This window comes from Sandarakinorhabdus sp. (assembly GCF_031422795.1).
In the GTDB taxonomy this organism is placed as follows: domain Bacteria; phylum Pseudomonadota; class Alphaproteobacteria; order Sphingomonadales; family Sphingomonadaceae; genus Sandarakinorhabdus.
Map to the genome: position 1 here is coordinate 1 of NZ_JANPML010000164.1, position 13,915 is coordinate 13,915.

9 protein-coding genes are annotated in these 13,915 nt (G+C 65.7%); 1 reads left to right on the forward strand and 8 read right to left on the reverse strand.

The genetic code is table 11. The annotated features are described in order from the left end of the window. The 7 genes from RMO81_RS06020 to RMO81_RS06050 form a co-directional block, all read right to left on the reverse strand. Positions 1–935, reverse strand: a 935-nt coding sequence (locus RMO81_RS06020) for a PilN domain-containing protein (protein WP_310474875.1), incomplete at its 3' end; no start/stop codon positions are given. After that, on the reverse strand, positions 932–1,615 hold the full coding sequence (locus RMO81_RS06025; protein WP_310474876.1) for a prepilin-type N-terminal cleavage/methylation domain-containing protein: 684 nt from the start codon (positions 1,613–1,615) through the stop codon (positions 932–934). The genes RMO81_RS06025 and RMO81_RS06020, both read right to left, overlap by 4 nt. 1 nt (position 1,616) lies before the next feature. Continuing rightward, positions 1,617–1,991, reverse strand: a complete 375-nt coding sequence (locus RMO81_RS06030; RefSeq protein WP_310474877.1) for a hypothetical protein — start codon at positions 1,989–1,991, stop codon at positions 1,617–1,619. Beyond that, positions 1,988–2,404, reverse strand: a complete 417-nt coding sequence (locus RMO81_RS06035) for a prepilin-type N-terminal cleavage/methylation domain-containing protein (protein ID WP_310474878.1) — start codon at positions 2,402–2,404, stop codon at positions 1,988–1,990. The genes RMO81_RS06030 and RMO81_RS06035 overlap by 4 nt, the downstream gene beginning before the upstream one ends. Beyond that, a complete protein-coding gene (gene gspG / locus RMO81_RS06040) occupies positions 2,388–2,822 on the reverse strand; it encodes a type II secretion system major pseudopilin GspG (protein WP_310474879.1) in 435 nt (144 codons plus the stop codon). Before gspG ends, RMO81_RS06035 begins: the two co-directional genes overlap by 17 nt. A gap of 17 nt (positions 2,823–2,839) precedes the next feature. Then, positions 2,840–4,054 carry a type II secretion system F family protein gene (locus tag RMO81_RS06045; RefSeq protein WP_310474880.1) on the reverse strand — a complete coding sequence of 405 codons (1,215 nt, stop codon included), beginning with the start codon at positions 4,052–4,054 and terminating at the stop codon, positions 2,840–2,842. A 5-nt stretch (positions 4,055–4,059) separates the two neighbouring features. Continuing rightward, positions 4,060–5,817, reverse strand: coding sequence for an ATPase, T2SS/T4P/T4SS family (locus RMO81_RS06050; protein WP_310474881.1), 1,758 nt, complete (start codon positions 5,815–5,817; stop codon positions 4,060–4,062). Between the two features lie 488 nt (positions 5,818–6,305). Between RMO81_RS06050 and RMO81_RS06055 the strand changes: the two genes are divergently transcribed. Continuing rightward, positions 6,306–8,243 carry a substrate-binding domain-containing protein gene (locus tag RMO81_RS06055; protein WP_310474882.1) on the forward strand — a complete coding sequence of 646 codons (1,938 nt, stop codon included), beginning with the start codon at positions 6,306–6,308 and terminating at the stop codon, positions 8,241–8,243. A gap of 343 nt (positions 8,244–8,586) precedes the next feature. Here RMO81_RS06055 and RMO81_RS06060 read toward each other — a convergent pair. Further along, a partial coding sequence (locus tag RMO81_RS06060) for a filamentous hemagglutinin family protein (protein ID WP_310474883.1) occupies positions 8,587–13,915 on the reverse strand: 5,329 nt, incomplete at its 5' end.

Consider the following 13,915-nt stretch of genomic DNA (forward strand, 5'->3'; position numbering starts at 1 on the left):
GCCACGCTGCGCACTTCCGTGAACAGCGGCGACTTGCGCAGCAGGCCGGCAACATCGACATTGCCCGGCTTGTAACCGCTGATCCGCAATTGGCGGCCATCCCAGGCCAGCCGCTGCACCCAGACCGTATCGGGCAACGCCTGGGCAATTGCCGACAACAGCGCCAGCGGATCCTGCGCTGCCCGCCGTTCCAGCAATGCGCGGCGCGCTGTATCCTCGCTGATCACCCGGGCCCGCAAAAGCCGCGCCGTTGCCGCCGTCTGACCATGCGCTTCGACCAGCGCCGTCATATCGTTCAAGGCAATGACTTCGCGGCCAACCAGCGCCGCAAGATTGATGGCGACAGCAAGGGCGACGGCCGTCCACCAGAAGCGCCGCTCGCGATTCCCCGACGCGGCGCCGGCGCGGTCCCAGCCGGGCAGGAAATCAAAGCGCGCGCCATCGCCTTCGGCAAGTTTGAGGGCGCGTACATCCAGCCCCTCGGCAAGCGCCGCCGCCATCGCCGCTTCGGCTGCCGACACCGGCAGGCCCGCAACATCAACGGGCTGCTGCCCATCGCTGCCCGCCACGCCGGCTTCGTGCGCGATCAACGCGGCGCCAGGGGAAAAGGGCAGCAGGCGATCGGAATCCATCGCCAGCAGGCGCCGCAGGTCGCTAGGGCCGAGCGCTGGCAGACGCAGCTGGCGGACCAACGCGGCACTGGCCGGCAGCACGATGGCAACGGGACCGTTGGCGCGCGCAATCGCGGCGCCGCGGCGCGAGTACAGGAATCCTTCGCCATCAAAATGCGCCAGCACCAGCGCCCGGCTGCCGCTGCCGGCACCCGGCAAGGCCGCGGCCATCAGGCGCAATTCCTCGGTCCACCAGGCAAAGCCGCTGCGCAGCCAGCGGGCGACCGTTGCCATATCGGCATCAAGAATAGCCGGCGCGGTCACTGGGCTGATCTGCGGCAGCGCCCGGTGGTGCGGTCCATCACGCAGGCGGAGTTGAGCGTTGCGGCCGGACGCACAACCAGGTCGGGCCAGACCCGCCGGTCGCCAGCGGCAAAGGCGATGCGGATGCGAACCAGTTCGGGGAGTTCGGGGCGGCGGTACCAGCGGCTGCGCCAGCGCCGCAGGCCGTCGGGCGGGGCCGCACCGAAATAGGTGATGTCCAGCCGCGCCACATTGCCGATCAACGGGGCGCGCGACCAGCCGACAACGGAGAGCAGGCCCGGATCGGTTTCCTGGATCAACGGATCGATGCTGAACAGGCTGAGCTCGCCGGCCCGCGTGAGCAGCAGCCGGAAACGTTGCGGCGGCGCTGGCCGCTGCGCGGCTGCAGGGGCGGCGAGAAAGTTCATCACATCGGATTCGCCCTGCATTTCAACGATCGGATCGCCCGGGCCATAGATCGCTTCGGGGACCATGGCCTCGATCCGATCGCGCAGCAGCCCGTGTGCGGCAGCGATCGATTCGCTTGCGCTTGCCGCGCCGCTGGCCCGGCGTTCGACTCCCTGACCGGTCGACAGAGTTGCCAGCAGCAGCACGGCCGTCATCGCCAGCAACGCCAGGCTGACCAGCAATTCGACGAGCGTGAAGCCCGCATCATGCCTGCTGCTGACGGGCTTACGCATGTCATTGTCCCAGCCGCAGGGTCTGCAGCGTCGCGAGGTCACCGCCGCCCGGACGGCCGACGGCAACCACGACCTGTTCGATGCCCTCGCCCGCCGCCGGAAACGGCGCAACCACGACGCGCCAGGCAAAACCGGCATCGCTGCCGCTGGTTTCGCCCGGAATCAATGGATCGACGATCCCGGCGGCGGCAAGCTGCGATCGCGCCACCAGCAGTGCTGCCCGGCGGTCCGCAAGATCGGCCTGTTGCCGCGCGCTGCTGCCCAGCGCATCAAACCACAGCCCCGACATGGCGACGACGATCAGGATGGCGACCAGCGCCTCGACCAAGACCGAGCCCCGTTCGCTACCGTCACGCTGGCTGTTGCCACCGTTCATGACGGCCGCACGCTGGCAAGGCCGGTATCAGGCGCCACGCCGATCCGCATCGTGCGGTTGCCGCTCGTCACCGCCGCCAAACCGCCGCTCGCCGATCCGTCCGGATGGAAGGTGATCGACTGGGTCATCGCGACCGCGACCGATTTCGGCAGCGCGAGGGCGTCGGCGTTGGTCATGCGCAGCGAACGGCCATCGGCGGCCGTGGCAACAACCACAACACCGCCGCTGCGCACTGCCTGAGCGCGCGCGGCGCGCAGCAGCGAGCGCACCTGCGCCACGCCAGTGCGCCATTCCTGGGCGGCAATCTGCGCCTGCAGGCGCGGAAAGCCGATCCCGGCAACGAGCCCGGCAATGGTGAGCACGACGAGCATTTCCAGCAAGGTAAAGCCTGATGTTTCACCAGTTGCCGACATCGCGGGCCTCCCCGGTGCCGCCCTCGGCCTGGTCTGAGCCCAGGGTGTAAACGTCCATCTCGCCATGCTTGCCGGGGGCGAGGAAACGATAGGGCTGGCCCCAGGGATCGAGCAGGTTGGCGGCCTGTGGCAGATAAGGCCCGTTCCACATCGGCGCACTTGCCGGCGCCTTTACCAGCGCGCCCAGCCCTTGCTCCGGCGACGGATAGCCGCCCATGTCGAGCCGGTAGAGTTCAAGCGCGGCCGCCACGTTCTTGATCTGGACCCGGGCTGTCTGCGAGCGCGAGCTGCCCAGATAGCGGATGACCTGCGGCCCGACGATGGCCGCCAGCAGGCCCATGATGGCCAGCACCACCAGCAGTTCCAGAAGCGTGAAGCCACTTTCGCCGGTGCCGGTCTTGCGGATCTTTGCCGTCATCGTCGCGTTTTCCACTGTCATTGTCCCACTGCGAGATCGTTGAAGCCCAGGATGGCCGTCATCACTGCAGCGATGATGCCGGCGACGGCCGCGCCCATCACGATGGTCAGCGCTGGCACCAGCCAGCCGATCAGCCGCTGGATCCGCAGCCTGACATCGGCATCGAGCACATCGGCCAGCCGCCCCAGCATCAGGCCAAGCTGCGATGTCTCCTCGCCGGTGCGGAAGAAACCCAGCACCAGCCTTGGGAAAACCCCCGCCGCCGCCAGCGGCGCCGACAGGCCGCCGCCTTCCTTCATGCTGTCCGCGACGCGGCCAACGGCTTCTGAAAGATGCGCGTTGGTCAGCGAACGCTGCGCCATGGCCATGGCCTGGGGCAGCGCCACGCCGCCATCGACCAGCACCGAAAGCGTCCGCGCGAACTGGGCGGTCTGGCCGTGGACAATCAGGGCGCCGATCTGCGGCAGGCGCAGCAGCCGCCGGTCGGCCACCGCCTTTACCGATGGCGTGCGCAGCGCAGCCCGCAGGCCAAGCCCGACCAGCACCAGCGCGATCAGCAGCAGCCATCCCTGTTCGCGCAAAAACCGGCTGGCCGCCATCACCGCAACCGATGCGGCCGGCAGCTCGCCGGGGGCGGTTGCAAAAACACTTTCGAACTGCGGCACGACAAACAGCAGCATCAGCAGAATGACACCGACGGCCAGGATCGAGAGCGCGATCGGATAGATCATGGCGGTGGCGATCAGCTGGCGCAGCGCTTCGGCGCGGTCCCGGGTTTCGGCCAGCCGCTGCAGAGCCTCGCCCAGCCGGCCATTGGCCTCGCCGGCCTCTACCATGGCCTGGGCCATCGGCGGGAACAGCCCCGGCCGCGCCGCCATCGCCTGGGCCAGCGATCGCCCTTCGCGAACATCGCCCAGCAACGCCACAACTTCGGCCCGGGTCGCTGCATGTTCGATATTTTCAATGGCCAGTGCCAGCGCACGATCCAATGAAAGCCCGGCGCCGACCAGCACCGCCAGTTCGCCGATCATCTTGGTCACGGCTGTGCGCGCCTTTTGGCTGGGCTCGCCGATGCTGCGAGCTGCCGTCACGGCGGGCGCGGCGACAATCTCGATGGGCGAAATCCCCTGGCCGCGCAGGCGGGCCACGGCTTCATGGCGGCTCGGCGCATCGAGCTGGCCTGATGCGCGCGCTCCGCCGGCGGTCACGGCGCGATACTGAAAAATGGCCATTGCGATCAGCCGTCGTTCGCGACGCGCAGGACTTCTTCGAGCGTTGTCAGCCCGTCCCTGGCCTTGGCGATTCCGTCGCGCAACAGGGATCGCATGCCCGATGCGACGGCGGCACGCTCGATCTCGCGGGCTTCGGCGCGCTGCAGCACCAGGCGGGCCAGCGTTTCGTCCATGATCAGCAGTTCGAGCACCGCGACCCGGCCACGATAACCGCTGCCGCCGCATGCTTCACAGCCAACCGCTGCATACACGCTATCGGTCGCGGCCAGATGCGAGCCAAGCGTGGCGCGCAGTTCCGGCGGCACCGGCGCCGGCACCCGGCAATGCGGGCACAGCCGGCGCACCAGCCGCTGCGCCAGCACCGCGTTCAGCGAGGAGGCGATCAGAAAGGGCTCAACGCCCATATCGATCAGCCGGGTCACGGCACCGGCGGCGGTGTTGGTGTGCAGCGTGGAAAGAATGGTGTGGCCGGTCAGCGCCGCCTGCACAGCAACCTGCGCTGTTTCGATGTCGCGAATTTCGCCGACCATCATCACGTCGGGATCCTGCCGCAGGAACGATCGCAGCGCGGCACTGAAGCCCAGGCCGATGCCGGGGGCGACTTGGGTCTGGATGACACCCGGCAGCCGATATTCGATTGGATCCTCCACGGTCAGCAGCTTGCGGTCGGCGGTGTTAAGCTCGGCAAGGGCGGCGTATAGCGTTGTTGTCTTGCCGCTGCCCGTCGGGCCGGTGACCAGCACGATGCCGTGCGGCCGGTGCAGGATCGGCAACAGTTTCGCGCTCAGATCGGCATCGAAGCCCAGGCTGGCGAAATCCAGCGCCAGGTTCGAACGATCGAGAATGCGCAGCACCACGCTTTCGCCATGGATCGATGGCGCGGTTGCCACCCGCAGGTCAATTTCATTGCCGCGCACCGCCAGCCGCATGCGGCCGTCCTGCGGCAGGCGTTTTTCCGCGATATTGAGCGCCGCCATGATCTTGATGCGCGACACCAGTGCCATCCGCATCGCGGCCGGCAGCGCTTCCTGTTCCTGCAACACGCCGTCGATGCGGAAGCGTACGGCCAGCCGATCGTCCGTCGGTTCGATATGAATGTCAGAAGCTCGGGTTGCCACGGCGGCAGCGACGATGCGATTGACGGCCCGGATCACCGGCGCATCGCTGGCCATGTCCTTCAGCCGTTCGAGATCGGCTTCGTCGGCCATCGCATCGAGGTCGATCCCGCCGGCCAGCGCCGAATCGCGTCCGTACAGGCGTTCGAATCCGGCTTCGAGATCGCTGGCCCGAATCACCGCGCGCCGTACCGGGCGTCGCAGCGCAAAGGCCAGCGCCGATACGGCAAAGCGGTCGAGCGGATTGGCCAGCGCGACGATAACCTGGCCGGATTCGCCGGAGTCGATTGCCACCGGCAGCGCGTGAACATCGCGCAGGAAAGCCGCCGACAGCGATTCGGCGGCGACCGGTGCCGCCGGCAAGTCGGCCGCATTCAAGACCGGCAGGTCCGTCGCGGCGGCAAAAGCATCGGCCAGTGCCTGTTCGGAAATCAGGCCAAGCCTGGTCAGCACGGCCTCAAGCCGTTCACCGGTTTCGTGGGCGACAAGCTCGGCCCGTGCCAGGGCTTCCGCCCCGAGCAGGCCGCTCATTCGGGCCAGCGACGCCACATTTTCGGGCTCTTCGGTGCGGATTCGTGCGGCTGCGGCCGCCGTGCCGGGATCGGAAAGCAGCGGCGGAGCGAGTTGCAAGGCGCCGGGAACGCTCAAATTTTCGGTAGCTCCACTGGCAGAAGAGGGCGGCAATTTTCAGGAGTGCAGCCTATTGCCGCCGTCTAGACCGGGGACATCCGAGGTATAAATGCCGAATGCAACATTTATATGTCACCTTTGTTACTGTTCGAAGACGGTCCATTGTGTCGAGATTTTGTTGAATCCATCATAAAATCGTCACCTCGCGGCGATAAAGTCGGAGATGGAAGAGCGTCCTGGCTCTTTTGGGGAGAAACGCACTCGCTCTATACGTCAATGCAACGTATTTATTTTCAGCTTGATAGATTCAACAATAAAACACCAAGACTCCATGATTGTGGTGGCCTTGTGTTTCATTTTGTTCAAAATCAGCAGACATTGAAAATTCCGGATGCGAACGCAGATTTTCTCTGTTGTTCGTGTTCACTACAGATTTGGACAAAATTTTGAGTCCAAATAGCGAACCCGCGCAAGTGTTTCAACGTCAACCACCAGGAGTTCTGATCATGAAACTGAATAAGGTTACCCTTCTCGCGGCAAGTGCCGCGATCAGCGCCATCAGCGCTGGCGCCGTGCAGGCCCAAAGCGCCTTCCCGTCCGCCACCATCGTCGGCGCCGGCGCCACGCTGGTGCAGAACGTCACCCGCCAGGCCGGTGACTGCTACGGCATCAAGAACGACCTCGGCTTTGGCGCTTCCGGCAGCACGCCGCAGGCTTCGGTCTCGCTGGGCGACTTCAACTACGCCAAGGGCGTGACGGCAACCATCGGCAACCGCTTCAATTGCGCCGGCAACACGGCCAACACGCCGCTCGTTTCGCCGAATTTCGCCGATCCCCGCATGGTGCAGCCCAACATCACCACCCGCTATTTGTCGACCGGTTCGGGCCAGGGCGTCGTCTCCTTCCTCAACAACCGCGTTTCGTCGAACTTCAACTTCTCGGCTGGTTTCCCGGCCTATGTCAGTGCTGACGGTCATCAGTACAGCTTTTCGGAAACCGCGCTGAGCTCGGGCAACATCACCACCTACAACACCACGCTGATCAACCCGTTCGGCCGCTACGGCGCTACTGGTGATACCGCTGCCAACCTGTTCGGCCCGCCGATCCAGGTGCCGGTCGTTCTCACCAACGTTGCGGTCGGTTACAGCCCGGTCTATGCCAAGGTTCGCGCCGGCGACGGTTCGATCACCGAATATCGCTTCCGTATTGTCTCCGGCGCCCGCGCCGATAATTCGGGCGGTCTCAAGCTGACCCGCGCGCAATATTGCGGCATCTACAATGGCGTCATCACCAACTGGAACCAGTTGCCGACGACCGTCGTCAACAAGGACCTGGCCGATTCGGCTGCGTTCAACGTGCCGATCGTCCTGGTTGGCCGTTCGGAAACCTCGGGCACCACCTCGCTGTTCACGCGCGCCATTGCGGCGCAGTGCACCGGCCTGTCGGTTGCCAATGGCGTTGGCGGCACCGGTGCTCCGGTGGCGATCACCAACAAGTTCGGCAACTCCGAAAACCGCCTGCCCTATGACGGTGTGACCACCGTTACCGGCACGGCTTACGTTGGTGCTGCTGGTGTCATCAGCCCGACCAACTCGCTGTCGGGTGCTTTCTTTAACAAGGGCACCGGCGTCCTGACCGGCACCGAAGTCGCCGGCCTGTTCACCGTTTCCAACGGCAACGATGGCGTCGCGCTGGCCACTGCCTTCCATCCGGATCCGTCGGCCACCCCTGGTGACCGCACCCAGAATGGTCGCATCAACTATGTCAGCCCGGAACAGACCCTGCCGGCGACCATCTTCAACCAAGCCAACACGCTGGGTCTGAACACCGCCAGCCTGCAGGTCAATGGCATCGGCACCACCTTCTCGGCACCTATCGCCGCGCAGGCCATCGCTGCCTTCGGTACCGTGTCGCCGCCGCAGTCCAAGGGTGCCGCTGGTGCCTATTGCAACAACGCGACTGCCTGCCCGGCCGCCTATGGCAACCGTGCCAACCCGCTGGATTGGGTGCAGTCCTCTGACAAGTCGGTCGCCAACGCGGCGCCGACCAAGGGCTATCCGATCATCGGAACGTCCAACGCGCTGCTCTACACCTGCTATGCCACGCCGGAACGCCGTCGTGCCGTGGCTGGCTTCTTCGCCTTCCAGGTCGGCAAGTCGCCCAAGGACCACAACAACCAGACTGGTCCTGCAACGGTCGTGAGCGATACCGTGGAAGGCATCTTTGCCAAGAACGGCCTCGCGCCGCTCCCGGCAGCCTGGCGCACGGCGATCACCGAGACCTTCCTGAAGCGCTCGGCGCAGCTCGGTACGGTTGGTAACCCGGCGTCCAGCCTCGGCCTGCTCAACCTGTGGATCCAGGACAAGATCCCCACCACCCCGACGGGTGCTGGTGCGACCACCGCAGGCAACGTGACGATCTGCGCCACCAAGCAAGGCGCCTGATCACCTCACGACCTTAGCGACAATCAAGAGAGGCGGCCCTGGAGCAATCCGGGGCCGCTTTTTTACGTCTGCCGGCTGGCAAATGTAAACACCGCGCCGCCAGGCCATCGTGGTCGCCATGCAGCAGCGACAAACAATGCCGAAAGCGCCATTCAGTGATCGATTGTCGAGCAATGCCAACTGATCGCCCGGCAACACGCCCAGCGCAACGCGTCCGTTAGAGTTGATTGCTCGTGGGTAGAATCCTGAGCCCGCTGATGCCGAGCTTGTCGAGGCACGTACAGACTGCGGTGCCGGCCTCCACAAACTCGGCATGAGCGGCTCAGCCCAACTGCAAGCGATTTTAGCGGGAGATCACCGGGCAGTTCGCCGGACGCTGGTTCGCGGGCAGGTTGCACGGATCGTCGTCGGCGCGGCCAGCAAAGCCCAGCACTTCCACCGAAATCCGCGCGCGATCGTCGCCCGCTTTACCGCCCGACGGATTGACTGCGGTTGCCGCCTGCGCCGCTGCTGCTGAAGCCGCGTTGGCGCTGGCAGCGGCACCGGTATCGACGATCGTGCCGCCGATATTGCCAAAGGCGCTGCCGCCGACCTTGAAATTGTCCGCATTGGCGACGCGCGCTGCAGCCACAAAGACATTGCCGCTGGCCCGCACGCCGGCATCGCCAGCATCGACCGTACCAACCGGCGCGATCAGCGTGACATCGGGTGCCTTGTCCACGCCGGCCGGCTGCAGCGCCGCGATACCGGCCCCGGCAACGGTGCCGGCCTGATCGAGCGTGCCGACGCCATTGGGATCGAACCGCACCACAACCGGCGGATTATTGGCCGACGTCTTGGCACCCTGGCCGGCGTTGAGATCGCCGTTGGACGACCACAGCGTGACATCGCCGCCGGCCAGCGTGAACAGCCGGCTCTGGTTGAGCAGGAAATCGCCGTCGGTAAAGCCGCGGATGCTGCCACCGCGCAGGGTCAGCACGCCTTCGAATCCGCGGGGAATGTCGAAGATGCGGATGGCAGGGGCATTATTGAAACTGGCGCGGCGGAAGCCCTGGAACAGGCTGATGCCTGGGCCGACTTCGGCGCCGCGCCGCGTTGCCTGCGCGGCTGTCGACACGACCGAGCCGCCGAGCACGCGCCCACCCGGACCGAGGATGGTGATGTCGCCGCCGCGCTGCGTTTCCAGCGTCGCGAGCCGCAGGTCAAGATTGCCGGTCAGAACCCGCGTGCCGCCGTTGACGGTGCCGCCCAGATCGTTGGCGGTGTAACCGTTGGCGCCGGGAAACAGCAGATCGACGGCGCGATAGCCGCGGATAAACTGCTGCGATGACGCACCATCGGGCCGCGACGGCGATGCAAGTTCGTTGAAATAGACGCGATCGAGCAGGAACTGTCGCTGCACCAGTGGCGGCAGCGCCGCCAACTGGGCATAGGCGCGGCTGATGTCGGTGGAGGTCAGCCGGTATTGAGTCGTCAGCACCGACGGCGCGTTCTGTGCCAGCCAGCCGACCAGCGTGCTGCCGCTGATATTGGTACGCTGGCCGTTCGGCGTCGTGGCCACCGCCGCTCCGGTGATCAGCACCGGCGCCGCGGCATTGCTGCGGTCGATCGCCACCACCGGGCTGTTGATCCCGCCGCCGATCGGCAGATAGGGCAGATCGGCCAGGAACTGGGTGCGAACCCCGGCGTCGAGGCTGGCGAGCAGCGGCAGCACATCGGCATCGGTCAGGTTGATCGGCGCGCCAAAGGCGGCGGCGATGGCATCGGGCTGGTTTTCGACCAGCCAGCCGACGAGCGCGGTGGCATAGACCGGCTTGCTGCGATCCGGCGCACGATTTCCGTTGGAATCAAGCGCCTGAACGAACAGATCGCCATCCAGGTTCCCGACATTTGCCGGATCGACATAGCTGGTACGCAACGCGTCATAGTTGGCGCCGTTGCCCACCCCGAATTCCGCGAACAGCCTGGCGCCATCAGGCTTCAGCCAGGGATTATAATCGTTGCCAACGGTCAGGATGCCGCCGGCATAACTGATGTTGGTATCACCCTGACGGATCGTCGCCGAATTGAAGAAGGGGCCAAGATCGCGCCCGGCTTCGACAAACAAAGTACCCGGCCCGCCCAGCACGAAATTGTTGCCTTGCAGGACGGGCAGATTGGCAAATCCCGTTCCGGTCGACACCGGTAGCACGCGCGACGATGCGACAATGTCGCGGCCGGCGGTGATCCGCGTGACATCGCCAAGGTTCAGGTTCTGGCCGATGAACACCATGTCGATGATATCGCCGCCGGCGCTGATCCGGGCCTGTTTGGGCAGAGCAAGCGTGAGCTGGTTGATGTTGCCATCGGCGAAGATGCGCACCGGTTCAGGGTTGTTGGCATGGGTGGCGCGTTCATTGTGCAACAATCGCCGCTCGGCGTCGCTGGTGTTGGGCAGGATGACCGGGAAACCGAACAGCCGGGTTCCCGGGGTGCGCAGGTTGATGTCAGCCAGCGTTGCCGGGGTCGCAGCCGACAGCGGGCCGGGGGTGAGCGAGGGATCGCCGTCGTCCATGGCGAGCGTGGCAGAGACGATATCGCCGCCAGCGAACAGCTTCAACTGGCCGACCGGGCTTGGGACCAGCACCAACGCGGTGCTGCCGACGCCGGCCGACAGATCAAGATCGCCGAAGAGCGTGGCAGCCAACAGCGTGCCGGGCAGCAGCGCACCCGGTGCGCCGTTCGGGTTGGCATCATTGCCGATCGTGAACGGTGAAAGCACGCCCTTGCCGGCATTGGTCAACCGAAGGTCGCCATTGGCCAGCAGCGACACGCCAGCGGCCTGGCTGAAAAAGCCCTGGCCATCGGTGGAAGTGATGGCAGCGATCGTCAGTGCGCCGCGGGCGCTGATATCGGCAGTGGCATCGGCCACCCGGATGCGGAGCAGATTGTCCTCCAGCGCCGCACTGGGCGACGCGGTCGTTCCCGCCAGCCGCAGACGCCCGGCGCTGGCAATCGCGCTGCCGGCGGTGACGGCCAGCGTGCCCGAGGCGACATCGAGCTGGCCGCCGAGCAGGTTGCGGCCGGCGCGGACATCGACATTGCCGCCGCCATAGCTGATCAGCGCCAGCGCACGGTCGCTGCCAGCCTGGCCAACAGTGCCGACCAGCGCCGTGGTGAGGCTGGTATCGGAAACCACGGTCAGATCGGAGATATTGCGCTGCGCCTCGACACGCACCGACCCGCCGCCCAAGGCCCCGACGCCGGTCGAGAACAGCTGCGGGTTGACCTGGATGTTGGTGACGAGGCTGAATCGGTCGGCGGCACCCGGTGTGGTGATCACCCGCCACAGCTGAGTATCGGCGCCGGCATTGGCATTGCGAGGTACACCATCGGAAACCTGGCCGCGGAAGGCCTCGCTCCAAGCGTCACGGCGCGCCAGCACATCGCGTCCCGACACGAGGCGGATATCGCCGCCGCCGGTCGCATAGACCGCATTCTGGTTGAGCACGCCGGGTATTGCCGGCTGGAAGCTGCTTGTGGCCGTCGGTGCCGCCGGGAAGGCCGGATCGATCGCCAGGGTCTGGCCATTCGCATCGGTGCCCCGCTGCGCCGTCAGGTCAACGCGGTGGCCGACGGTATAGACCGCAGCGCCGCCGACTTGTGCCGACGCGGGCGCGCCGCTGCCGGTGGTCCGGCCGTCCTCGTTGCGAAACACGGCGCGGCCATTGGTCAGGTCGATGTCGCCTGCCGCCACGATGTCGATCGTCCCGGTGCCCGTGCGCACCAGCGAGCGGGTGGCGATATTGGGATTGTCGAGGGGCGTCCCTGACGCTGGGGCTGGCGCGGCATAAGTGAACCCGTTGGTGCCGATGCGGTCGGCAAAGCCACTGCTGACCGATTGCAGAATGGCGGCGATCAGATCGAAACGGGCTGCCAGGATAGTCGGGCTGGCGGGGGGGCCGAAGAATTGATATTCATCGGCCGGAATATTGTTGGCCGCGATATAATCCCGAGCGGCGTTGACCAGGAAGATCCGCACCGCAGTGGGTGCCCCCGTAAGCGTCAGCCGCGTGTAGCTGGACCCATCAAGGACGACGATATTCTGTTCGAGCAGGTCGCGCAGCGCCGATGGCGCGGCCGAGAAGGTCGCGCCAACATTGGGATCGCGATTGCTCAGTTCAAGGTCGCCGGCGTAGCGCTGCGGGACGATCAGCGGCGCGGCACGATAGGTCGACCCGCCGGAGACGCTGACCTTGCCAACGGCAGATGCCGCAACCGCCAGTGGATCGGCGGTGACCGCCAGGGTCAGCGCGCCATCGGCGGCGGCGCCACCGACAAGGCGCAGGCTGAACGACGCGGCAGCCTTGCCACCGTCAAGCAAGGGCGCCACCACGGCGCTGCCGATCGGATCACCGGCGCCCTCCGCCTGCAGGCCCAATGCGCCGGGGCTGTTGGCGGCGGCGCTGTAGGGGGCAATGGGGTTGCCCAGGCTGGGCACGCTGTCGCTGCCGCGTACCAGGCGGTTGACCGAAATACTGATGAGCGGGTCGTCGGGGGTGCTGGCCGGCGGAGTGGCGCTGTCCGTGACGAAGAATTGCGTGAAGACATTGTCGCACGGAATGGAGAAACCACCGCAGCTGACGTTGAATGCCGGGCGGTAGCCGCGATCGCCGCCGCCCAGTTGGAAGCTGAGATACTCAGGTGCCGTCTGGTCAGCAAAATTGAAGAAGCCGTCGGTGATCGAGCCGCGGATGTCGAGAGTGCCGCCGGCGCGCAGTGTCAGCACCCCGGCTTCACGATCGGCGCGGCCGCCGACCCGATAGATGAAATCGGTATAGCGCACGCCCTGTGCGGTCTCGCCGTAGTATAATTGGGCTTCAGCGCCGGGCACGACATAATTGAGCCCGTTGCCCAGCTGCGGTGACGGCGCCAGCAGCTCATCGGCCAACGCGGCTGCCACATTGACCGTGGCCGCGCCAAGATTCCAGTTCGATGCCAGCACGATATCGCCGACATATTCAAGCTGGACGCCCGGCCGGGCGCGGAAATTGTCGGCGCTGGTCAGTGCACCAAGCCCGGCGTTCGATGCCGAAAGGTCGAAGTTGCGGATGAAATCGGGAATTGATCCGGAGATGGTCGAAGCCAGCCGGTTGGTGGATGGCAGGTTGCCGATCGCCGCTTCGGCATTGAGGTCGAGCACGATCTGGCCGGCCTCATTCTTGCAGATATCGGCATTGGCGCAGCTGGCGCGCGCCATGCTGCCGAGTTCATAAGTGCGATAGCCTTCGACGCTGACTTCTCGGGCACCGATGATGGTGCCGGAATAGCGAATTTCGACGGTCTGTTCGCCATCTACGTTGAGCAGCACCGGTGCCCGGAAGGCCACGATGCCGCCGGTATCGGACTGGGCGTAATTGTAGGTCAGCGTGTCGCTCAGCGTCAGCGGATCCTTGCGCAACTGTTCGATCAGCCGGATGCCCGGCCGTCGGGCTGCCACATCGATCCGGGCGCCTGGCGCCACCACGATGCTGCCGGTGCCGGCGGTGCCAATCTCGATGGTGCCGCCGGTCGCGGCGCGCGTGTCGTTCGCCGCATAGCCATCGGCACTGGCATCAAGCAGCGCAGTGGCCGCCAGCGTTACCCCGCTGGTGCCGTACAGGCCGATCTTGCCGCCATTGATCCCGGATGTA

What these genes read in the sequence shown, in the direction of transcription:
- RMO81_RS06025 (WP_310474876.1), bottom strand. Translation starts at nt 1,615, where the DNA reads ATGCGTAAGCCCGTCAGCAGCAGGCATGATGCGGGCTTCACGCTCGTC.
- RMO81_RS06030 (WP_310474877.1), bottom strand. Translation starts at nt 1,991, where the DNA reads ATGAACGGTGGCAACAGCCAGCGTGACGGTAGCGAACGGGGCTCGGTC.
- RMO81_RS06035 (WP_310474878.1), bottom strand. Translation starts at nt 2,404, where the DNA reads ATGTCGGCAACTGGTGAAACATCAGGCTTTACCTTGCTGGAAATGCTC.
- gspG (WP_310474879.1), bottom strand. Translation starts at nt 2,822, where the DNA reads ATGACGGCAAAGATCCGCAAGACCGGCACCGGCGAAAGTGGCTTCACG.
- RMO81_RS06045 (WP_310474880.1), bottom strand. Translation starts at nt 4,054, where the DNA reads ATGGCCATTTTTCAGTATCGCGCCGTGACCGCCGGCGGAGCGCGCGCA.
- RMO81_RS06055 (WP_310474882.1), top strand. Translation starts at nt 6,306, where the DNA reads ATGAAACTGAATAAGGTTACCCTTCTCGCGGCAAGTGCCGCGATCAGC.